The 20,708-nt window shown below is 63.9% G+C and carries 17 protein-coding genes and 1 pseudogene; 10 read left to right on the top strand and 8 right to left on the bottom strand.

Annotated features, from left to right (window positions below; genetic code table 11):
* Positions 1 to 196: 196 nt before the first annotated feature.
* Positions 197 to 1,420 (bottom strand): abortive infection family protein, encoded by a 1,224-nt coding sequence (locus J1M87_RS11995; protein WP_198289537.1) that lies wholly within the window; start codon positions 1,418 to 1,420, stop codon positions 197 to 199.
* Between J1M87_RS11995 and J1M87_RS11990 the strand changes: the two genes are divergently transcribed.
* Positions 1,403 to 4,585 carry a type ISP restriction/modification enzyme gene (locus tag J1M87_RS11990; RefSeq protein ID WP_198289536.1) on the top strand — a complete coding sequence of 1,061 codons (3,183 nt, stop codon included), beginning with the start codon at positions 1,403 to 1,405 and terminating at the stop codon, positions 4,583 to 4,585. The two genes, J1M87_RS11995 and J1M87_RS11990, sit on opposite strands and share 18 nt — an antisense overlap.
* A gap of 44 nt (positions 4,586 to 4,629) precedes the next feature.
* Here J1M87_RS11990 and J1M87_RS11985 read toward each other — a convergent pair whose 3' ends face one another.
* Positions 4,630 to 5,190, bottom strand: a complete 561-nt coding sequence (locus J1M87_RS11985) for a hypothetical protein (protein WP_051048275.1) — start codon at positions 5,188 to 5,190, stop codon at positions 4,630 to 4,632.
* 344 nt (positions 5,191 to 5,534) lie between these two features.
* On the opposite strand from J1M87_RS11985, the gene J1M87_RS11980 reads away from it, so the two are divergent.
* The 3 genes from J1M87_RS11980 to J1M87_RS11970 are packed head-to-tail and all read left to right on the top strand — an operon-like array spanning position 5,535 to position 8,583.
* Positions 5,535 to 6,197, top strand: coding sequence for a hypothetical protein (locus J1M87_RS11980; protein ID WP_008720584.1), 663 nt, complete (start codon positions 5,535 to 5,537; stop codon positions 6,195 to 6,197).
* A complete protein-coding gene (locus J1M87_RS11975) occupies positions 6,191 to 8,035 on the top strand; it encodes a hypothetical protein (RefSeq protein ID WP_206489789.1) in 1,845 nt (614 codons plus the stop codon). Before J1M87_RS11980 ends, J1M87_RS11975 begins: the two co-directional genes overlap by 7 nt.
* Positions 8,032 to 8,583 carry a hypothetical protein gene (locus J1M87_RS11970; RefSeq protein ID WP_008720579.1) on the top strand — a complete coding sequence of 184 codons (552 nt, stop codon included), beginning with the start codon at positions 8,032 to 8,034 and terminating at the stop codon, positions 8,581 to 8,583. The genes J1M87_RS11975 and J1M87_RS11970 overlap by 4 nt, the downstream gene beginning before the upstream one ends.
* A gap of 276 nt (positions 8,584 to 8,859) precedes the next feature.
* Here J1M87_RS11970 and J1M87_RS11965 read toward each other — a convergent pair whose 3' ends face one another.
* The gene (locus tag J1M87_RS11965) at positions 8,860 to 9,534 is read right to left on the bottom strand and encodes a helix-turn-helix domain-containing protein (RefSeq protein WP_008720577.1); all 675 of its coding nucleotides are present in this window, start codon (positions 9,532 to 9,534) and stop codon (positions 8,860 to 8,862) included.
* A gap of 72 nt (positions 9,535 to 9,606) precedes the next feature.
* Here J1M87_RS11965 and J1M87_RS11960 point away from each other — a divergent pair, with 72 nt between their 5' ends.
* Together J1M87_RS11960 and J1M87_RS28600 are read left to right on the top strand one after the other, a co-directional pair.
* On the top strand, positions 9,607 to 10,014 hold the full coding sequence (locus J1M87_RS11960) for a DUF1761 domain-containing protein (RefSeq protein WP_008720575.1): 408 nt from the start codon (positions 9,607 to 9,609) through the stop codon (positions 10,012 to 10,014).
* A gap of 51 nt (positions 10,015 to 10,065) precedes the next feature.
* Positions 10,066 to 10,570: pseudogene (locus J1M87_RS28600) on the top strand (helix-turn-helix domain-containing protein); the annotation flags it as partial.
* Positions 10,571 to 10,767: 197 nt separating this feature from the next.
* On the opposite strand, the gene J1M87_RS11950 reads toward J1M87_RS28600, so the two are convergent.
* The 3 genes from J1M87_RS11950 to J1M87_RS11940 are packed head-to-tail and all read right to left on the bottom strand — an operon-like array spanning position 10,768 to position 14,701.
* Positions 10,768 to 13,038, bottom strand: a complete 2,271-nt coding sequence (locus tag J1M87_RS11950) for an excinuclease ABC subunit UvrA (RefSeq protein WP_008720573.1) — start codon at positions 13,036 to 13,038, stop codon at positions 10,768 to 10,770.
* A complete protein-coding gene (locus J1M87_RS11945) occupies positions 13,035 to 13,847 on the bottom strand; it encodes an ABC transporter permease (protein ID WP_008720571.1) in 813 nt (270 codons plus the stop codon). Before J1M87_RS11945 ends, J1M87_RS11950 begins: the two co-directional genes overlap by 4 nt.
* Positions 13,844 to 14,701, bottom strand: coding sequence for an ATP-binding cassette domain-containing protein (locus J1M87_RS11940; RefSeq protein WP_307830791.1), 858 nt, complete (start codon positions 14,699 to 14,701; stop codon positions 13,844 to 13,846). Before J1M87_RS11940 ends, J1M87_RS11945 begins: the two co-directional genes overlap by 4 nt.
* Between J1M87_RS11940 and J1M87_RS11935 the strand changes: the two genes are divergently transcribed.
* The 4 genes from J1M87_RS11935 (at position 14,688) to J1M87_RS29415 (ending at position 18,310) form a co-directional block, all read left to right on the top strand.
* The gene (locus tag J1M87_RS11935; protein WP_008720567.1) at positions 14,688 to 15,458 is read left to right on the top strand and encodes a TetR/AcrR family transcriptional regulator; all 771 of its coding nucleotides are present in this window, start codon (positions 14,688 to 14,690) and stop codon (positions 15,456 to 15,458) included. The two genes, J1M87_RS11940 and J1M87_RS11935, sit on opposite strands and share 14 nt — an antisense overlap.
* A gap of 30 nt (positions 15,459 to 15,488) precedes the next feature.
* Positions 15,489 to 17,150 (top strand): IS21 family transposase, encoded by a 1,662-nt coding sequence (gene istA, locus J1M87_RS11930; protein WP_042940362.1) that lies wholly within the window; start codon positions 15,489 to 15,491, stop codon positions 17,148 to 17,150.
* A gap of 17 nt (positions 17,151 to 17,167) precedes the next feature.
* Positions 17,168 to 17,926 carry an IS21-like element helper ATPase IstB gene (istB, locus tag J1M87_RS11925; protein WP_198289540.1) on the top strand — a complete coding sequence of 253 codons (759 nt, stop codon included), beginning with the start codon at positions 17,168 to 17,170 and terminating at the stop codon, positions 17,924 to 17,926.
* Between the two features lie 177 nt (positions 17,927 to 18,103).
* Positions 18,104 to 18,310 (top strand): GIY-YIG nuclease family protein, encoded by a 207-nt coding sequence (locus J1M87_RS29415; RefSeq protein WP_332307791.1) that lies wholly within the window; start codon positions 18,104 to 18,106, stop codon positions 18,308 to 18,310.
* Positions 18,311 to 18,386: 76 nt separating this feature from the next.
* Here J1M87_RS29415 and J1M87_RS11920 read toward each other — a convergent pair whose 3' ends face one another.
* Both J1M87_RS11920 and J1M87_RS11915 read right to left on the bottom strand, forming a co-directional pair.
* Positions 18,387 to 19,469 carry a DUF4238 domain-containing protein gene (locus J1M87_RS11920; protein WP_206489788.1) on the bottom strand — a complete coding sequence of 361 codons (1,083 nt, stop codon included), beginning with the start codon at positions 19,467 to 19,469 and terminating at the stop codon, positions 18,387 to 18,389.
* A gap of 314 nt (positions 19,470 to 19,783) precedes the next feature.
* On the bottom strand, positions 19,784 to 20,650 hold the full coding sequence (locus J1M87_RS11915; RefSeq protein WP_241256836.1) for a CoA transferase: 867 nt from the start codon (positions 20,648 to 20,650) through the stop codon (positions 19,784 to 19,786).
* Positions 20,651 to 20,708 lie beyond the last annotated feature (58 nt).

The raw sequence follows: 20,708 nt of genomic DNA, 5'->3' as shown, positions 1-20,708 counted from the left end.
TAGAGCCGGGCACTGACGAACAGTCCGCACCTGACACTCGTGGCGACGGACCGACCGACGGAGAAGCGCTTCGCCGCCTCATCGCCGGAATCCCCGACGGGGATCGCGAACGGATACCACCACGGGTCCGGATCGACCGGACGTCGCCACGCTCCTCGGATGTCGTCGTAGGCCGATTCGAGTAGCGCGTTTCGATCTACCGTGTGTCCCATACATCGAACAGGAATTCGCTGATGGCCACAGCTGAGTTCAGGGCGAGCCGGGCGTGTCGTCGATCGGCGGTGCTCGGAGATCCTCGGCCGTGACCGGTTCCGATTTTGTTCCGCAGCTCGCCGAGGCTTTGTACCGAGCTGGCGAGTCCTCGTAAGAGCCCGTTGACGGCCGAGCTCGCGGCGGCGTCACCTTCGACTGATTTGCCGGCGATGTCCAACGCTTTGCTGGTCGCTTTGTAGAGGGTTGGGAGGTCGTCGCTGCGCTTGTAGGTCCCTCCAAGGTCATCGAGGATTTGGATGAACACAGACTCGATCAGCTCTTTGCACGCGCCGATTGCAGCTTCGGGATCCGTTGCGATGCTTGCTTCGATACGTCTCAGATGTCGATCGAGAGTTGTACGGTCGTCGAGTGTTGCTCGGTCGAGGACCAGGCCGGCGGGGCGGTCGCCATGGAAGCTACTGATTCGTCGCCAGTTGTAAAGTGTTCGCCCACTGATGGTTCCGTCTGCGACCAGCTCGTAGTTGTCGGGGGCGAGCAGTTCGTTGAGGCGAATGACCATGGATTCTGCGATATCGGGGTCTCGTACGAGAGGGTGCACGGTGCGGGTGAGAAACCGAAGGAAAGCATCATCTGGACCGGTGCGGATGCTGAACCTGGTGTCCCCGAAGACCCAGCCCTCTCCCCAGTCAGTGTTGTTGATGCAGTGCTGGTGTATGTCGCCGGCGGCGTCCGTGTACCGACGGTCGGTGCTGGGAAGGTCGTGCAGGTCGTATAGGGCGCTCAGGAAAGTGACTTCGTCGAGTTTGCCTACCCAGAAATAGTCGCGATCGAGTGTCAGTGTGTCTATCACTGCCTGGCGAGTGATGTCTGTGATCTCGCGAGCCGTGTGGGGTCGGCGCGCAGGGTCCGCGGGGTTCATCGGACAAGTTTCGCTTAGGTCGTGTGCAGGCCTGCGGCTTGGTACAAAGGTGGCTTCTCGGCCCAGCCGATCATGCCTCCCGGACGCCGGGCCCGCGCGTTCAACGGTTACGGTTTGCCAACAAATGGAGGTAGTCAGATGACGTTTGCGGACCTTATCGCCCAGTTCGGCACCACTGCCAAAGACAAGCTCGACGGGCCGGGAGAGCGTGAAGCGCTGCTTTCCGGCCCTGTCGCCAGGTTGATCGAAGACCTGGGAGCCGAATCTGGCATGAAAACCGTTGCGCACGATGAGGTTCGAGAGCAGGACGGATCGGTTCGCCCCGATTTCGGTGTTCGTGTCAACGACGTCTTGGTGGGGCACATCGAGCTCAAAGCGCCAGGGGTAAGTCTCGACCCAGAGAGTTACGGAAAGACGACCCACAACTACCGGCAGTGGCAGCGCCTGAAAGAACTTCCCAACCTACTTCACACCAACGGCGTGGAGTGGCGTCTGTGGCGATACGGCGAACTGGTGGACGAGCCGGTCAGCCTTCACACACCCAGTCTGACGCGAACACGAGGCAAGCTCACAGCGCCGAGTCGCATGGAGATGCTGCTCAACGGCTTCTTGCGGTGGGAGCCTGCCCCGATCTCATCGGTCTCTAAACTGGTCGACACATTGGCACCGCTGGCTCGGATGCTTCGCGAGGAAGTTCGGTTGGCCCTCAAGGCAGAGCGACGTGCAATCAAAGCTGGCGCAGATCCTGACCTACAACCGTTCCTCGGCATCGCTCGAGACTGGCGCACACTGTTGTTCCCGCACTCCCGAGACGAGGAGTTCGCAGACGGCTTCTCACAGACGGTGGTCTTCGCTCTGGTGCTCGCTGTCAGTGACGGGATCGACATCAGTGCTGGAACGTTGCACGATGTCGCCCGCAAGCTCGAAGGCAACTACAGCCTGATGGGTAAGGCTTTGGACCTGTTGACCGCCCACGTCACCAAGACCCCCACATGGACCGCCATCGAAATAATTGCGCGGACTCTCTCCGCCGCACGGTGGCCCGCGATCGCTGCTGGCGGCGACGACGTCTATCTACACCTCTACGAGCACTTTCTCGGAACGTACGACCCCGAGAAGCGCAAAAAATCCGGTTCGTATTACACCCCGGTCGAAGTGGTGGATGCGATGGTCCGACTCACAGACGACGCTCTGAAAAGTCACCTCGGTAAGCCCGAGGGGTTGCGCAATCCCCACGTCAGCATCATCGACCCCGCGATGGGTACAGGAACATATCCACTGTCTGTGCTCAGGCACGTCGGTGCCGCTGCTGCCCAGCAGTACGGCCCGGGGGCTGCGCCGGAAGCGGTTGCCAGCACCGTTGCACGCTTGTACGGAATCGAACTGCAGTCCGGGCCGTTTTCCGTTGCCGAGTTGCGAGTGTCCGCCGCGCTGCGCGATTCAGGGGCGCAGATGCCTGCCTCGGGACTGAATCTCTACGTCGCTGACACCCTCGAAGACCCCTACAGTGCGAGCAAGACGCAACTTTCTTACACACTCCAGCTGATTGCCAAGCAACGACAGCAAGCGAACGCAGTCAAACGCGAGCGCAATATCCAGGTCTGCATCGGCAATCCGCCCTACAAAGACCATGCCGGCGGCATGGGCGGATGGATCGAGGCCGGCAGCGATCCAGCGACGAACCTGCCCCCGCTGAATGCGTTCAAACTGGAGGGAAACGGGCGGCACGAGCGGCACCTGAGCAACCTCTATGCCTACTTCTGGCGATGGGCCACATGGAAGGTCTTCGAATCGACGAATCATCCTGATGTTCGCGACGGCGGCAGCGGCGTAGTCTGCTTCATCACTGCTACCGGGTACCTTTCAGGTCCTGGGTTTCGCGGAATGCGACAGTACTTGCGGTCGACTTGTTCACATGGGTGGATCATCAACGTCACGCCGGAGGGCAAGCAGCCCCCGAGTAAGAACGCCGTGTTCAACATCGAAACCCCTGTGGCCATTGCGATGTTCCTGCGTCGCCCGGACACCGACGCAGACGTACCCGCTGATATCCGATACATCGACGTCAACGGAACTCGAGGCGAAAAGTTCGAGCGCCTCGCGCACCTCCAGCTTTCCGATCCGGGTTGGCAACAAGCTCGCACTGGCTGGACCGACTCGTTCGTCCCGGCAGGCTCCGACACCTGGGACCAATACCCTGCTGTCGATGATCTGATGCCATGGCGGGCCAACGGCGTCCTCGCAGGACGGGGCTGGGTGTACGGACCCAGTAAAGACATTCTTGAAGAACGCCTTCGAGATCTAGTCAACGAATCCGATCCGTCCGTGAAGTCGACCAAATTCGGCGAGGGCCGCGACGCGTCACTGACCAAAACGAAAACACCACTGTTCGGTGACGATGTCGAGACCGACACCCTGACACCTTTCAACTCCACAGTCATCATCACGGACCCCAAAATCGTGCGTGTCGGCTATCGGTCCTTCGATCGACAATGGCTGATCGCGGATAAACGGCTGATCATTCAGCCCTCACCGGACTTATGGCACGCACGCATACCGGGCCAGGTTTTTACGATCGAGCTCCATTCAGAGTTTCCGAAGTCAGGGCCAGGGCTTGTTTTCACGTCGCTCATTCCTGACGTCCACCATTTCCGCGGCAGTGGTGGAGGCCGGGCGCTTCCTATGCTGCATCCTGACGGAACGCCTAACCTGGCCGCAGGTTTGGTCGAGGCATTGCGAGCCCAATTCGATCTGGGCGTCGCCCCCGCCGATGTTGTGTACTACCTCGCTGCAGTCTGCTCGCACCCCGGGTTCGTCGAGCGTTTTTCCGCCGATCTCAAGACCCCGGGCGTGCGAGTCCCCATTACAACGAACCCAGAACTATGGACCCGAGCCGTTCAACTCGGAAGGCACATCGTCTGGCTTCACACGTACGGGGATCAGGGCGAACACCCCTCAGGAAAGATCTCGGTTCAGGAGGGAGTCCAGCCAGGAGCCGCACACCCGGTCTACGCGACATCTGTCGGCAACTCGATGCCGTCGTCCGTTGATTACGACCCCGAGTCAGAAATCCTACGACTAGGCGAAGGCCGATGGACTGGAGTGACCCAGGAGGTCCGCGACTACACCGTCGGCGGCGCGAACATCATCGATTCGTGGACCGGTTACCGGCTCGCAAGGCCCAAGGGAAAAAGAAGATCGCCCCTCGATAGCGTCAATGTCACAACGTGGCCCGCCGAATGGTCGATCGAGTTCTCCGACCTATTGAGTGTCTTGACACAACTGATCGACCTCGAACCGGCCCAGCAGTCTCTGCTCGAGGACATTCTCGACGGCGAGGTACTTACGGCCGACGAGTTGGCAACGATGGGGGTGCGATGGCCTGCGCAAACAGGAGACAAGGATCGCCAGCCCCGCAAGGCTGCTCGTGGTGGTCTACTCGATGAGTCGTAAGTCCGCGAGGACCAACGACCGTGCTACGAGCCGCTCGTGGGAACTCATCGCCTGAACCCCCGGCGAGAATCGCGGGGTTGTTCGCCAAGGCGGGGTGCGAACCACGTATCGCAAGGGAAAATCTGTAGCCACTGCACGGCAGTGGCGGGGTGATAGAACGCTTCGGCGTCACGATCGTCCATCAGGCCGTCCGAGACGGCATCCCAGTCGCCGTCGTGAGGATGAGCGTCGAGGGCGGCGACGTCTTCGCCGTATTCGGCGTCGGACAGAGCGGCCGAGGCCTGCAAGATAACGATCATGAGCGCCAGTTGCTCGGCCATCGTGCGGGGACGGGGAAGGCGGCCGGCGTCGAGGTCTTCGGCCAGGTCGTCGAACGATCGGGCCATCTGGCGTCGCCACAGGGTTGATTCGTTGTAGGTGCACTCCGGCAGTCGGTCGAACAGATCCCACCAGTCGGTCGGGTCGACAGGATCGTCTCCGCGTTCTTCGATGTCGTCGTACGCGCCGTCGGCGCATACCCCCGCGTGAATCCGCATCAGCCTCCGCTGCCGATCGGTGAGAAAGAACCGCGGGACGAACTCGATGACATCACCCATAACTGTCATGCTGCCGGTCCGTCGCCGAGTCACGCACGACTTCGATGCCTTTTCGCTGCAGAGACCCAGGTTGAGCGGGTACACGGGGTGATCACAGGACGTGACTAAGCGTCTGGCCGAGAGGATGCGAGAGCATCCGGCGATGAGTTATGCTTGTTCAGGTTCGACCGTCGATGAGGGTCACGGTCGAGCGTCCATCCAGCAACAGCGCTTCACCACACCGCTTTTCGTGTGCGTGCATAGTCGTTGTGGGCTGGCCGACGCTCCCAGTGAAGGCCCTCCATGTCGATTCCTCACTCGCTCTCCCCCAGCACTGACCACATCTCGTTCACCATCGACGGTGGTGAACGTCGATGACAACTCGCTCTGTCTCGACGGCCGAGCTGCAGCGTCGTTCACAGATCGCTGCAGCCGCCTATGAACGCGGTCGCCGCGCTGCGCTGGCTGCCGCACGCCGCCGCAGTCTGCCCGACCGGGCGCACACCCGGCGCGAAGAAATTCGCGCACGCTCGCACTCCTACGAGCCGCGCAGTGACAGTCGCGCATTCGGTCTGATCGATTCCGACCTCTCGCTGGCGCGGGCTGCGGCATTTCTCGCCGCGACCGGTGTCGCACACGAGCTGATCGCAGCGCAGACCTTCACCGACCCGGTGCAGCAGGAGTGGGCGAACGCCACGTTCGACCGCACGGCTGTGCACGAGGATGCATGGCGGGAACGGTTGATCGACAACGGCATCGATGACGCGGTACTGCGCCCGGGTCTGTCGCTGGACGTCCTTGAGTTGCCCGCCGAGCTCGATGGCCTCGACTTCGACGACATAGCCGAACGCACCCTCGATGTGTCCTCCACCGCTGCGGACGTCGAACCGATCCGTCTGGCCGATCTGATGCTCGAGACACCACGCCAGAACCGCCCGTCGGAGTCGGTCGTCGACATCACCGACCGAGTCGCGAACGTCATCGAGATCGACCGCGGCGTCGACGCTGCCACCGGGGCTGGTGTGGACGCATGGTGACCAAGAAGCCGACCTCCAAGGGAGCCGGGACATCGTCGTCGATGTTCCCGCTGATCGCCGTCTCGGTGGTAATCGTGTTGATAGCGCTCGGTTACGGCTCACTGTGGCTCGGGCACGTATTCGTCGACACCGGTGAAGATATCCCCGTCAACCCGTTCGGGGCGCTGTTCTCGGTCGCCGGCGGAAAGCTGACGTGGCCGAGCGTATCGACATGGATCTTCGTGATCGCGGTGATCATCGTCTCCGGTCTCACCGGCGTCGCCGCCGCAGCCCGCGCGACGGGCAGCGGCAAGAACGACGTCGACGCCAAGGCCCGCCTGATGGGACCGACATCGAAGCTGACCGGGGTGACCGGCAAACAGGCACGCGAACGCGCGAAGTCGCTACGAACCGATCTTGCCGAGTTGGACACCCTCGACGACTCCGACATCGGAGTCGTCGTCGGACGCACCGTCCAGGGCAACCAGAAGGTATTCATGTCATGGGAGGACATGCTCTTCGCCCTCGCCGGACCTCGTATGGGCAAGACTGCGGCGTTGGCGATCGACGCACTGTGCACCGCGCCCGGCGCGGCGCTGTTCACCTCCAACAAGCGCGACGGACACGACTTCACTCGCGGTGTCCGCGAGGAGGTCGGCACGGTGTGGCGCTACGACCTGCAAGGCATCGCCGAAGGTCCGCTCACCACGAGCGACGGGTTCTGGTGGAATCCGCTGCGCGGAATCGACACCATCGTCGCCGCCCGCAAGCTCGCCTCGTACTTCGCTGCCGCATCGCGCGATGATTCGGCCAAAATCGAGGCGTACTTCGACGGCGGCGCACAGGAACTACTTGCGCAGATGATGTCCGCGTCCGCGTCCGCGTCCGCGTCCGCGTCCGCGTCCGCGTCCGCGTCCGCGTGCGGCGGCGGAGATCTCCTGCACGTCTACGGCTGGCTGTCCGACGAGGCAAAATCGGTTCTGGATGCTGATGTCGACGAAGCCATCCGCCTGATCGATGAACACGTCGACACCGTAGCCAAGGACGCTACAACCGCACGTCAGCAGTCAGACGCCATCAAATCAACGCTGACCGGTATTGCCTCGGCGACGGTGGTTGCGATGAGCGGACCGGTACTGGCGGCAGCGATAGAGCAGGTACTCACCGCTACCAGCAACGAACCAGGCGTCACCGTACTGGGTGGTGTGCGTTTCGAAGCGCAAACCGGCACTGTGGCCGTGACAGCAACCGATCGCTATCGACTGTCCACTCGAACCCTGACAACCACGAACCCGACCGCCATAGCGTGGGCTGCAACGGTGAACGGCGATGATCTGCGCAGTTGCCTGGCTGATCTACGACGGACTGCGCAGGCACGGATCGAAGCCACCGCCTACGGCCTGTGGATGCGGCTGCCAAACTGCGATGACCGGTATTGCCGACTACTGACCGAGCCGTTCCCTGACTACCGGTTGATGCTCGATGACATGCCAGCGATAACTACCCGTGTCCAAGTGTCGACAGCAATGCTCCGACAGGCTCTTGAGGACAGTTCAGCCGCCCTGATCGGGCTTCGCGTCACTGAAATTGGCGTCGACATCGGAAATAGTGAGTCGGACAACCGTATTGAAATACCCGCCAGCGTAAGCGGAAGTCCGATCGAAGTCTGGTTCGAGTTCACCACGCTCTATCCCGCAATCAGCAGCGCAATCGGAGCGGACCTGCTGATCGACTTCCGAGGCCACACACAGCCGGCCACCATTCGCTCCGCCGACCACGGCGACCTCACGACAGTCGCTATGCCCACCATGCCCCCACCTCCAGACGAATCCACGCCACCGAAGGAGCACCACTTATGACAGACGCAAACACGGACCCGACGATGGACCTCATTGCTCAGGCCGTCACCGACGGACGCAGCGGAAACGCAGACACAGCACGCACCCAACTCCAAGACCTGTGGAAGCTCATCGGAGTCAGCGGAGATCCGTTCCACCGCTGCACTCTTGCGCACTACATGGCCGATCTCCATACCGATCCTGCACAAGCCCTCGCGTGGGACGTGCGCGCACTCGACGCCGCCGACGCCGTCAGCGAACAACGCGTCCAACAACATCACACCAACCTGCACATCGAGGGCTTCTATCCCTCACTCCATCTCAACCTCGCCGACAACTATCGTCGCCTCGGCTCGTTCGACACCGCCCGTGAACACCTCACCGCAGCCCGCGAACGCCTATCGGCTCTACCTGACGATTCCTACGGTGAACTCATCCGTACCGCGCTCGACGGTGTGGCTACGGCCGTCGAAAATCAGGACACTACGGTCCGCGCTTCGGCCCCGGCGCGACCGACGGAACACATGACCGCACTCACCAACGATGACGTTGGGCAAGGACGGTTATAGCCATCGACCGCGGTAGTAGGGACGAATTAGGTCTGAGTCCGAACAACGCGCTACGAACACTGGCAATTGGGGCGAAGAGCATGCTGAGCACATCTTTAGTCTGAGCGCCGGGGCGCAGGGCTGCGCACCGACACATCATCGCCGCCATATGCAGCAACCACACCGCCACCACATTCACTGGGGATGCAGTCACTCTCCAGCCACAGTGACGGGCAGGTGGGATCCGAAGGTCTCTAGCTGTTGCTGGCCATGACGGTATTGACGGCGTCGCTCCGACTACGGACCCTTCGGATCCAGGGCCTTGGAGGCGGCGTCGCCTACGAACGCTCGCCGAAGGGTGCCGGTGTCTCCGCGGAGTTCACCTGCATCGAGCGCTTGGTCGACGGTGAGGGTACCGGCGACGAGGCCGACGACGGTATCGGCCTCGGCCGCCAGAACGGTCTCCGGTCGATGGTCGTCACCGATGCGCGCGCTCGTTCCATCCTCGTCGATACGGAGAACGATGAGCAGGCCCTCCACCTCGAAGCCAACCTCTACAGGCGGTGCTGCCGTTCTCCCATTGAGGATGGCAGGCAGGGCAAGAGTCAGCCATCGTGGCCGGAACTCGTCATCGCCCCGCCCGGTAGCTAGCAGAGGGACGCCCCACCGCCCCAGAGCCTCCATCGGCTCCTTGAGCTCCGCGCCCCATCGCGTCAGTCCATAGAGGACGCCTGCGTCTCCCAGTGCTCGCTCCACGACGCCGGTCTCCTCCATCGTCCGCAGCCGTTCGGCCAGGAGGTTGCTCGCCACGCCCGGCAGGGAGGCTTTCAAGTCGCTGTATCGCAGGGGGCCTGGCAGCAGCTCGCGCACGATCAGGAGGTTCCAACGGTCTCCGACGATGTCGAGCGCGCGTGCCAGCCCGCAGAACTGGCCGTAAGATCGACGTGACGCCCGATTGACATTTTCAACCATGATTGATTATATCAAGTGAACATCATCGTCGCTAGGGGCTGGCCGTGCCCTGGCCATCGGGGAGGTACAGGCATGGAGATCAGCTGGATTGGTGTGCTCCTCGCGTTCGTCGCGGGGATGGTTGTCGCGATGGCCTGGTACTTAAAGGGTGCCATCGCGGACGCCTGGGAGGGGCTCACAGGCATCACGCCGGAGAAGAACAAACCTGTCCGAACGCGGAACCTGATCCTGCTCGCAGTGTCTAACGCCGCGACCACGGTCGGTCTCGCGTTCGCCGTCGGGCTCACATCGGCTGCGACCGGTAACGACTCCGTGTGGATGGCCGTGGTGGTTGGGGTCGTCGCCTGGCTGACACTGTCCGCATCGACCCTTCTTCAGCACAACTCGTTCGAGCAGAAGCCACTGAAGCTGACGACCATCAACACCGGCTATCAGCTGGCACTGTTCCTGGCGATCACGCTGGTGCTGGGACTGTTCTAGGCGTATCGATCCATGACGGGATTGTCACGTCCTAGCGCTGGGCCGCAGAGCATGACTTCGAGCCCAAGTTCGTCGATCGGCGACAAACCACGCAGGCGCAGCCACAAGAATGCGCCGCTCGCTCCCGAAGGCCGCAATCGACTGATTGAACGCTGCCGTACCCACCAAATCGCACACGCCGTGGCAGAGATGGGCATCTCCCGCGCAACTGCATCGAAGTGGGTGAACCGGTACCGTCAGTTCGGCGAGCTCGGCCTGCTTGTCCGCTCGTCTGCGTCAGCCCAGCAGCCGAGAGCGACAGCTGGCGAGACAGTAGCTCGGATCGAGGAGGCTACGGCGCGGGCATAAGTGGTCGGCGTCCCTCATCGCCCTCGAACTGCATGCAGACGGTGTTGCGGTCAGTCGGCGCACAATCACCCGGCACCTGGCCCAGCTCGGCCTGAACCGCCGCCGATTCATCGACCCGAACGGTGAGACGGAGACGAACCGGGAAATCCAGACGATCACCGCGAAGCATCCCGGGTACATGGTGCACCTGGACGTGAAGAAAGTCGGACTGGCTACGGGGGTCTCATCCGACACCGCTTGTCGCCCAGAGCCAGCACCACCCGGCTATGGCTTGGGAGGGTGTCGGCCAGAGTTGACACCGCTTGATCTCGAGCTGTGGACCGGCTCCAGATCGTCTGTCTTGGACGTCGGTGAATCGGTGGTGAGGACAGGCCGGAGCCAGGCAGTGCGGCTGGCCTTACCGTGTCAGTTTTTCGCGCGAGCTCGTAGGTGTTCGGCCGTGTAGGTCCCGCCGTCCGTGATCATCTGGTCTGGTGTGCCCTCGAAGACGACTTGTCCGCCCTCGTGTCCGGCTTCGGGGCCGATGTCGATGATCCAGTCGGCGGCGGCGATGATGTCGAGGTTGTGCTCAATCACGATGAGCGTCGATCCGGCGTCGATGAGCCGGTCAAGCAGCCCGAGGAGCCGAGAGATATCGGCGATGTGCAGTCCTGTGGTCGGCTCGTCCAGGATGATCGTGCGGCCCGAGGTTCCGAGTTCGGTAGCGAGTTTGAGTCGCTGACGTTCGCCGCCGGAGAGGCTGGTGAGGGTCTGTCCGAGGGTGAGGTAGTCGAGCCCGACGTCATGAAGCCGGGACAGGATGCGCCCGATCGCGGGCTGGGTGAAGTAGCCGAGTGCGTCGGTAACGCTCATCTCGAACACGTCGGCGATGCTCTTGCCATCGACCTGATGCTCTTGGGCCTCGGGGGTGAACCGTCGTCCTTCGCAAACTTCGCATCGGGTGATCACGCCTTCCATGAAGGCGAGGTCGGTGTAGATGATGCCGTTGCCCTCACAGGCCGGGCATCCTCCGGTGGAGTTGGGGGTGAACAGCCCGACAGGTGCTCCGGTGGTCTTGGCAAACACATCACGGATCAGGTTGAGCAGGCCGGTGAAGGTGGCCGGATTGGAGCGACGCGATCCACGGATGGGGCGTTGGTCGATGACGATCGCGTCGGGTTCGACGGCGGGGAGGTTGCCGAGAATCAGGCTGGACTTGCCCGATCCGGCGACTCCGGTCACGGCTGTCATCACGCCGCGCGGGACGCGGGTGGAGACGTCCTGGAGGTTGTTGGTGGTGGCATCGTCGATGCTGATCCAGCCGTCGGGTTCACGCCGCGTCCGGGTCGCGCGCCGGTGCTCGCGGAGTCCGTGCCCGGTAGGGGTGTCGGCCTGGGTGAGGCCGTCGTAGTCGCCTTGGTAGACGATCTGGCCGCCGGAGGTTCCGGCTCCGGGGCCGAGGTCGATGATGTGATCGGCGATTGACATGATGTCCGGATCGTGTTCGACCACGAGCACGGTATTGCCGCGGTCACGCAGAGCCTCGAGCATCTGTCCGAGGGTGGCGACGTCGCGGGGGTGCAGGCCCACGGTGGGTTCGTCGAACACGTAGAGCATGTCGGCCAGGGCGCTGCCGAGATGGCGGACCATCTTGATCCGTTGGGCCTCACCTCCCGAGAGGGTGGACGTGGCCCGGTCGAGGCTGAGGTAGCCGAGCCCGAGGGTAATCATCCGTTTCAGGTGGACGGAGAGGTTCGCGACGAGCGGTGCCACGCCGATACCGTCAATCTTGGCGACGCGCTCGGCGAGGTCACTGATCTGCATAGCGTTGAGGTCGGCGATCGACTTGCCGTCGATCAGGCTGGCGCGGGCAGGCGCGGCGAGTCGGGAGCCGTGGCATTCGGGGCAGGGGCCACGCGACACGATCCGCTCGAAGGCCTCTCGCTGCTTGCCTTTGAACGAGTCGGGTTCGCGCTGGAGGTAGATCCGGTTGAACCGGGTGACGAGGCCTTCGTAGGCGGTGCCGACCGCATCCATCCCGGCGGGCGGGGTGTGCTTGGCGGCGGGTGCGTTCAGGAGCAGCTCGCGTTGTTCGGGGGTGTAGTCGCGGATCGCCAAGTCGGGGTCGAAGAACCCGGACTTGGCGTAGGCCTTCCACAGCCAGGTGCCCGGGTTGAACTTGGGGAAAGTAATCGCGCCCTCGTTGAGGGAGCGGTCGTCGTCGACGAGTTCGGATTCCACGACCGAGGCCGCGACGCCGAGCCCCTGACAGTTCGGGCACATGCCGGCGGGGTCGTTGAAGCTGTAGGCGTTGGAATAGCCGGCGGCCGGCTCACCGATGCGGGAGAACAGCAGCCGTAGACGTGCGCCGATGTCGCTGATGGTCCCGACCGTGGAGCGAGGTCCGCCGGAGAGGCGCTGCTGATCCACCACAATAACGGCCGAGAGGTTCTCCAGCAGGTCGACGTCGGGGTGGGCGTAGCTGGGGAGCCTGCCTTGGGCGAAAGCCGAGAATGTCTCGTTGAGCTGGCGCGCTGATTCGGCCGCGATCGTGTCGAACACCAGCGAGGACTTGCCTGATCCGGATACGCCGGTGACGACCACGAGCTGATGCTTGGGGACGTCGACGTCGATGTCTTGGAGTGAGTTCTGACGGGCTCCGCGTACGCGGATCACGTCGTGGGTCGTGGTCGTCATGACAGTCTCCGGTAGGCACGAATGGCGAGGGGGATGAACGCCGCGGTCAGCGCGAGCGGCCAGCCGATGGCGAAGAGCACGGAGTGGTCGGCGACGAAGGTAACCCCGGTGAGGTCGGTGCCCGAGAACAGTTCACGCGCCGCGGATGCGGTCGCCGACAGGGGGTTCCATTCGGCGACGACTCCGAGCCAGGCCGGCATCGTGCGCGGATCGACGAACACAGTCGAGAGGAACGCCACCGGCCAGATCGCAAGCTGGGCGGTCGTGGCCGCCTCTGGCGTGCCGGCCTTCAACCCGATCCAGACGCCGACCCACAGCAGTCCGAACCTCAGCCACAGCAGCAGGACGTAGGCGAGCACAACATCGGCGACGCCCCCTTCGGGACGCCAGCCGAGCAGCAGTCCTGCGGCGGTGACGACCGCGAGTTCCACGGCGGCAGTGAGCATGTCAGCGAAGACCCGTCCCAGCAGCACCGAACCGCGGGAGATGGGCAGGGTGCGAAACCGGTCGGTGACGGTCTTGGCGGCGTCTCCGGTGACAGCGGTGATCGTCGTCTCGATTCCCGATAGCACGGTGAAGGCGAGAATGCCCGGCACGACGAAGACGATGTAGTCGCCTGTGGTGCCGGCGATCGCCCCGCCGAGCAGGCCGCCCATGAGCAGCATGACCAAGACGGGGAACAGCAGTTGGATGCTGAACGTGACCGGCCGCGCCCGCCAGTGCCGCATCGCGCGGCCGGTCAGGATAACGGCCTCGCGCAGAATGCTGCCCGTGGCCGGACCGTGGTGCTCGATCGTCGTGGCGCTCATGCTGCGTCGCCCCCTTGATGCAGATGCAGGTAGACGTCTTCGAGGGAGGGGTCGCGCAGTTCCATCCGCGGCTCTCCCACGAGCGCCTTTAAGTCCGATGGGGTGCCGGTGGCGACCACGGAACCCTCGCGCAGGATCACGACGTCATCGGCCAATTCGTCGGCCTCCTCCAGGTACTGCGTGGTCAACAGGACGGTAGTACCCTCGTCCACCAACGAGCGCACCGTGTTCCAGATCGTGCGACGGGCGATCGGATCGAGGCCCGTAGTCGGCTCATCGATGAGGAGCACGGCGGGACGGGTGATCATCGAGGTCACGAGGTCCAGGCGACGTCGCATGCCACCGGAGAACCCGGATACCTTCTGCCCGCCGTGCTCGCTCAGGCCCGCCTGCTCCAGGAGCGTGGCTGCCCGCGACCGGGCCGCGGTACGTGAGAGCCCGATCAGCCGGGCAAACAGTTCCAGGTTTTCCCTGGCTGAGAGCACCTCGTCGAGGGCGGCATACTGCCCCACGACGCCGATCGATGCCCGTACCCGTGCAGGATCGCGGTCCACGTCCCAGCCATTGACGCTCACAGTGCCGGAGTCCTTTCCCGTCAGCGTCGTCAGAATCCGCACCAGGGTCGTTTTGCCAGCACCGTTGGCTCCCAGCAGTGCGCACACCCGGCCGGAGTCGACGCGCAGATCGACCCGGGTCAACGCGGGTTTGTCCCGCTTCGGGAAGGTCTTGCGCACCGCCTCGACCCGGATCGAGCCAGGTGGGCTCATCTCGACATCCATGCTGCTCCTCTCGTCGCGTTCTACGGTGTAGTATACAACGTAGAGTTCGAGGAGGACAGAGATGGCCAAGCGCACAGGCGTGGACGAGTTCAAGCTGATCGGACTGCTCTGGCGTGACTCGCCGGTGAGCCCACGCAGCGGGATCAGCACCCAAAGCGTCACCACACTGGCAGTCGACCTCGCCGACAGAGAAGGCCTGGACGCCGTGACAATCCGGCGACTGGCCGAGGAGGCAGGGGTCACCGCGATGGCGCTGTATCCACACATCGGTGGCCGTGCCGAACTCGTCGAGCTCATGCTCGATCAAGTCGCCGGCGTGACCTACGAGGCCGTCACGATCCCCGAGGGCGCGGACTGGCGGGAACGCGTCACCGCGCTCGCCGAAGCGAACTGGGCGAGTTGCCAAGCCCATCCCTGGATCACCGACCTCGCTACCGGACGCCCAGTCCCGGGACCAGGGGCCTCAACGAAGTACGAGACCGAGTTGCGCGCCCTGGACGGAATCGGGCTCACCGACATCGAGATGGAGCACACCCTCACCGCCCTGCTCTCGTTGGTGCAGGGAACCGCCCGCGCCACACGCGCCGCCCAAGACTCCAGGCTGCCGGGCGAAGACCACGACACCGACTGGTGGTCGAACATCGAACCGGCCCTGACCAACGCGATCGGCGACCAGACCCGGTTCCCGACCGCCTCGCGCGTCTCCCGCACCCTCGGAGAACAGACCGGCAAAGCCAACGACCCCGAAGGTGCCTACCGGCGTGGTGTCGGCCTGATTCTCGACGGCATCGCAAAATGCCTCGGCACACCAACCTCCGGCAATGGCCGATGACCTCCGGCCCGACCCAAGACGGGCGTGTCCGTGCCGGCGGGTAGGTCCAGGGTCGACCTGTACTCCGCAATCCGGCGCGATGTCCGCGCCGGGATGTCCAACCGCGCCCTGCAGCGCAAGCACGGCGTGGGGTACCGGACAGTGGCTGCCGCGCAGGCCTCGGCGTGGCCGGAGCCACGCAAGCCACAGCCGAAGCGTGGATCGAGGATCGATCCACACCGCGGGGTGATCGATTCCTGGCTGCGAGACGATCTGGATGCTCCGCGCAAGCAGCGTCACACCGCCAAGCGAATCTTCGATCGGCTTCTGGACGAGCACGACGCCCACGAGGTCTCATACGGGATGGTGCGGGACTACGTCGCGACCCGACGCCGGGAGATCCGGATCGAGGCCGGTCGAGAGCCCGCAGCCACGTTCATCCCACAAGAACATCTCCCGGGCAGGGAGGCAGAGGTCGACTTCGGTGATGTGGCCATCCAGCTGCGGGGCGAGCTTGTCACTTGCGCGCTGTTCAGCCTCCGACTCTCCTACTCCGGCAAGGCCGTGCACCGCATCAGTGCCTCTGCGGGACAGGAAGCCTTCTTCGAAGGCCACGCCCACGCCTTCCGCGTCCTCGGCGGGGTGCCGGTCGGGAAGATCCGTTACGACAACCTCAAGGCCGCGGTCGCGAGCGTGATTGGGTTCAGCCGTCAGCGGGTCGAGGCCGACCGCTGGACGGCGTTCCGATCGCACTACGGCATCGAGGCGTTCTACTGCCAACCCGGCATCCAGGGGGCCCACGAGAAGGGCGGCGTCGAGGGCCAGATCGGTTGGTTCCGCCGCAACCACCTCGTCCCCATCCCCGAGGTCGACTCCCTCTCCGAGCTCAACAGCTTGGTCGACGAGTGGGACCTGGCAGACGAGACTCGTCGGATCGGGTCCCGGGCCCGCACGGTCGGGGAGCACTTCGTCACCGAGCAGCCACTGCTCGCGCCACTACCTGTCGAGGTGTTCGAGACCGGCCGGTGGTTTACCCCGCGCGTGGATCGGTACGCCCAGGTCACGGTCAGGATGAACAAGTATTCCGTCCCCGCGCGTCTGGTCGGCCGCCAAGCCCGGGTGCTTCTCAATGCCAGCGACCTGATCATCTACGACGGCAAGGCCGAGATCGCCCGCCACGAGCGACTGATGACCAAGGGCGCGACTCGGGTCGACCTGGACCACTACCTCGAGGTCCTCCTCCGCAAACCCGGCGCGCTCCCCGGAGCAACAGCGTTGGAGCAGGCACGGGCATCGGGACGGTTCACCCAGGTGCACGACGCCTGGTGGGCAGCGGCATGCAAGGCCCACGGGGACGCCGATGGCACCCGGGCCCTGATCGAGGTGCTGATGCTGCATCGCCACCTTCCCCACGAGCAGGTCGTCGCCGGGCTCGCAACCGCGCTACGTGCCGGTGCGCTGACCGCGGACGCGGTCGCGTTGGAGGCACGCAAGCACGAGGACACGGCAGATGACGCGGCCCTGGACCACCCAACCGCCCATGTCGGCTCAGAGGCGTACGGCGAAGGCGAGGCCCCTGCCGTGCGATCGCTGACCGAGCGCCGGCTGCGCGCACACCTCCCAGCCGACACTCGCCCACTGCCGAGCGTGGACAAGTACGACCAGCTGCTGCCCAACCGTCGCGAGAACCCGAACGAAGGAGCTGCACCGTGACCACCAAGCGCCGTGGAATGACCGAGGAAGCCGCTGACGCCGCGATCGACCAGGCCTGCCGGATGCTGAGGATGCCCACCATCCGCGGCTCCTTCACCGAGTACGCCGACCGGGCCGGGCGTGAGCAGATGTCCTACCGCGGGTTCCTCGCCGAATTGCTCCTCGCCGAGTGCGACGACCGCGCCCGCCGCCGGTCCGAGCGGCGGATCAGGGCGGCCAAGTTCCCACGGGAGAAGTCCCTGCCGGCATTCGACTTCGACGCCAACCCGAACATCGACCCCGCCGTGGTGCACACCCTTGCCAAGGGCGAATGGGTCCACAAGGGCCAGCCGCTGTGTCTGATCGGGGACTCCGGCACCGGGAAGTCGCACCTGCTGATCGCCCTTGGCACCGAGGCCGCCATGGCCGGCTACCGCGTCAAATACACCCTGGCGACCCAGCTCGCCAACGAGCTCGTCGAAGCAGCCGACCAGATGACCCTCGCCAAGACCATCGCCCGTTACGGCCGAGTCGACCTGCTGTGCATCGACGAGCTCGGCTACATGCAGCTCGACCGCCGCGGTGCGGAACTCCTCTTCCAGGTCCTCACCGAGCGTGAGGAGAAGGCCTCGGTCGCGATCGCGTCCAACGAGTCCTTCGGCGGCTGGACCAAGACATTCACCGACCCCCGGTTGTGCGCGGCCATCGTCGACCGGCTTACCTTCGGTGGCACCATCCTGGAGACCGGCACCGACTCTTATCGTCTGGCCCAGGCCACCAAGAAGCAGACGAGCTGACCGGAGGTCGTACGCCCGAGCAGTGGTGTCGACGCAGACCTACATCCCCGGCGTGGATCCGGCCCGAGTGGTGTCAGAACTCACCGACAAGCGGTGTCGGACGAAACCGGCGAAGCCATCGGACGCATCTCCGACGGCGGCGGCTAGCGGGCGCACGGCAAAGCCAGCCCCGATGAGATTCACCTGACCGAATGGATGCACACACACTTACAACTGAGCTGGTGCCAACACTCATCACCGGACGCGGTCGAAGCCACTGTCATCGCGCAGTGGACGCCGCCGCTCAATATCGCCCACACCACCGGACCCGCCCGTGCCGCAATCGACACCGCGCGGGCTTTCTACAACGCCAGCACGACACCTGCAGACCAACAACCCAATTGACCGTTTTGAAATGGATTAACGACACGTCCCCAAGTGATACGGATGCACGTTGTCTACCGCGGCAGGGGTCATTGAATCAGCGTTGATACCAACGGGACACCGGTGCAGCCGGCAGCTCCGCGCTCTCGAACCACCGGGTCGGACGACGTGACAGCTCGACCACTGTCTCGGCGCGGGGAACGACCGGCCACGGAGGCACTGTGATGGTGCTCGCGATGTCGTCGTCGGGATGCTCGAAGATCTTTTCGTAGGCGGCAGCGACGATCTCCTGATTGATCTCGTAGGTCTCGACCGCGTCGAGAACGAAGGGGAGCTGCGGCGAGATGCCCGGGCGAAAGAACGCGAGAAGCCGATGACGGTCGATGGGGTAGATCCACACGGCCGCACTGGCGTTACCGGGCTTCACACGGCGATCAGTGGACGGACCTCCGATAACAACGACCGGGTCGTCACTGGTCAACAGAGGCGTTTGAGTGCAGTAGACGGCCCAATTCCGCGTGATCAAGGGAACGATCAGCTTCGTAAAATTTTGCATCATCAGCTGGATTGCCTGAGGCTTGTGGTCTTGGCTGATCAACGATCGGCGGTCCTTCTCGCGCATCTGTGCTGCGGCAACCTCAATCGTCTCGTCATCCAAGCTTTGGCCGGTCGACAAGAGCCATATACGAGCTGCGACCTTCGAGTGTTCGATCGGATCCTGCCGGGATGCATACTCGAGGAGATCGAGCTGTTCCTGGCGAAACGATTGGCCACGGCTCATCTGCGCGGCAACCACCATCGCAAGATCGCGCTTCATCTCGACGTCGGTGACAGGTCCAGGCTCGGCTGCGAGGAGTTCGTCGATCCGAACCTTGGCGAGCTTGTCGAACACCTCCAGTAGGACCTCGACGACCAGCGGGGGTGTCGAGGTCTGGTCGATGTCGTCGGCTTCGAGTCGATAGAATTGCTCTACCCCGCCAACCTTCCTGGGCCCCACGAGCTTCCCGCGACCATCGTCGATCCGAACGGACCGTACCGCGCCTTTTCCGCCGGGGGTCCAACGTCTGATGTAGGACTGAGGGACCACGTGGTGATACTTCGGAGCATTCGGATCATTGGTCAGGTTGGTTGCAATCTCAGCAACTCTTTCGATCCTCGCCCTTAAGCTGTCGTACGACATGACGGCGAGCATAGTTTCGGCGGATCAACAGCACCGAACCCGACATCCCCACGCCTCCGCGGCAACGGCCAGGATGAGTACTCGGTTTGGAGGTAGGTGCGGTCCCCGTAGGTCAAGCTCAGGACCATTTCGATTGCCCGTCGTGCGCTCGATCGGAGATCGGTCGGTTGGACGACGACTTCATCCTGAACGGTCACGCTCCAGCAACAGTGACGGACAGGCGAGAGGTCCGAAGGCCTCTCGATGGACGTAAAATCGCCCGGTCTTCTTCATGCGTGGGCGAAAACAGCACGCGGACAGTGGATTTGTTGTAGCTACAGCTCGAGCATGACCGTTTGACCGAATCCGATCATGATGCTGCGGGTTCCGTGGTTTTCCTGGCTGCAGTAGGCACACTCGCCGTCGACAGTGCTGCGGCTATCGATGCGAGGCTGCTCGAGCTCCTCCTGGGTGCCCTCGACACCGAGACCGGCGCGGGCGCGCTCCCAGAAGTGCGGCTCGAGCGCGGCCAGCGCGACGTGGCCGTCGGAGCTGGAGTAGATCCGGTAACCGGGATGCGCCCCGCCGAGCGGCGCGCCCGCTCCCATCAGACCGTGCCGAACTGCGGCGCCGGCGTCGGCGGCCGCCTGTTCGAGGACGACCCGCTCGCGGTGTCCCACGCCGGACTCCGCGGCCACGCGCAGGGCGAGCAGGGCCGCGGACACGGCGCGCTCGGCGCCGAGCAGGTCGGCCACCGGGACGGTCGGCATCGTCGGCGGCTGGAGAGTGCCGTGCAGGGCCTGGTACGTCAGGTCATGGCCGGGCTGCTCCGCCGCGATCCCGTCGTGCCCGACGATCTCGATATGCGACAGGTGCGGATTCGCCGCGGTCAACTCGTCCAGGCCGAGCTTGACCAGCGCCGAGGGGCGCATGGCGGTGAGCATCAGGTCGGCACGCGACAGCTCGCGCGCCGCCACCGCCCGATCAGCGGGGTCCTTGAGGTCGAGGGTCACGACCCGCTGGCCCACAGTGAGCTCGTCGTACCACGTCGGCGCCACGGCCCGCAGCGGGTCGCCGGCCGGCGGTTCGATCTTGGTGACGGTGGCGCCCAGCGCCCGTAGCCGCGCGGCGGCGAGCGGGCCCGGCAGATTGATCGCGAGCGACACCACCTGCACGCCCTGCAGCGAACTCGACTGCGACATCATCAACCCCTTTTTGACTATACTGATGTATAGCCATTAATGCGCATGTACTGTCTAA

This window comes from Rhodococcus sp. KRD162 (assembly GCF_017168335.1).
In the GTDB taxonomy this organism is placed as follows: Bacteria; Actinomycetota; Actinomycetes; order Mycobacteriales; family Mycobacteriaceae; genus Rhodococcoides.
Note: the sequence above shows the minus strand (reverse complement) of the source record. Positions and strands in the feature narration are given on the sequence as shown.

Bases quoted from the DNA above. Each gene is read 5' to 3' on its own strand.
- J1M87_RS11990 (WP_198289536.1), top strand. From the start codon at position 1,403: ATGAAAACCGTTGCGCACGATGAGGTTCGAGAGCAGGACGGATCGGTT.
- J1M87_RS11985 (WP_051048275.1), bottom strand. From the start codon at position 5,190: ATGACAGTTATGGGTGATGTCATCGAGTTCGTCCCGCGGTTCTTTCTC.
- J1M87_RS11980 (WP_008720584.1), top strand. From the start codon at position 5,535: ATGACAACTCGCTCTGTCTCGACGGCCGAGCTGCAGCGTCGTTCACAG.
- J1M87_RS11975 (WP_206489789.1), top strand. From the start codon at position 6,191: ATGGTGACCAAGAAGCCGACCTCCAAGGGAGCCGGGACATCGTCGTCG.
- J1M87_RS11970 (WP_008720579.1), top strand. From the start codon at position 8,032: ATGACAGACGCAAACACGGACCCGACGATGGACCTCATTGCTCAGGCC.
- J1M87_RS11965 (WP_008720577.1), bottom strand. From the start codon at position 9,534: ATGGTTGAAAATGTCAATCGGGCGTCACGTCGATCTTACGGCCAGTTC.
- J1M87_RS11960 (WP_008720575.1), top strand. From the start codon at position 9,607: ATGGAGATCAGCTGGATTGGTGTGCTCCTCGCGTTCGTCGCGGGGATG.
- J1M87_RS11950 (WP_008720573.1), bottom strand. From the start codon at position 13,038: ATGACGACCACGACCCACGACGTGATCCGCGTACGCGGAGCCCGTCAG.
- J1M87_RS11945 (WP_008720571.1), bottom strand. From the start codon at position 13,847: ATGAGCGCCACGACGATCGAGCACCACGGTCCGGCCACGGGCAGCATT.
- J1M87_RS11935 (WP_008720567.1), top strand. From the start codon at position 14,688: ATGGCCAAGCGCACAGGCGTGGACGAGTTCAAGCTGATCGGACTGCTC.
- istB (WP_198289540.1), top strand. From the start codon at position 17,168: ATGACCGAGGAAGCCGCTGACGCCGCGATCGACCAGGCCTGCCGGATG.
- J1M87_RS11920 (WP_206489788.1), bottom strand. From the start codon at position 19,469: ATGTCGTACGACAGCTTAAGGGCGAGGATCGAAAGAGTTGCTGAGATT.
- J1M87_RS11915 (WP_241256836.1), bottom strand. From the start codon at position 20,650: ATGTCGCAGTCGAGTTCGCTGCAGGGCGTGCAGGTGGTGTCGCTCGCG.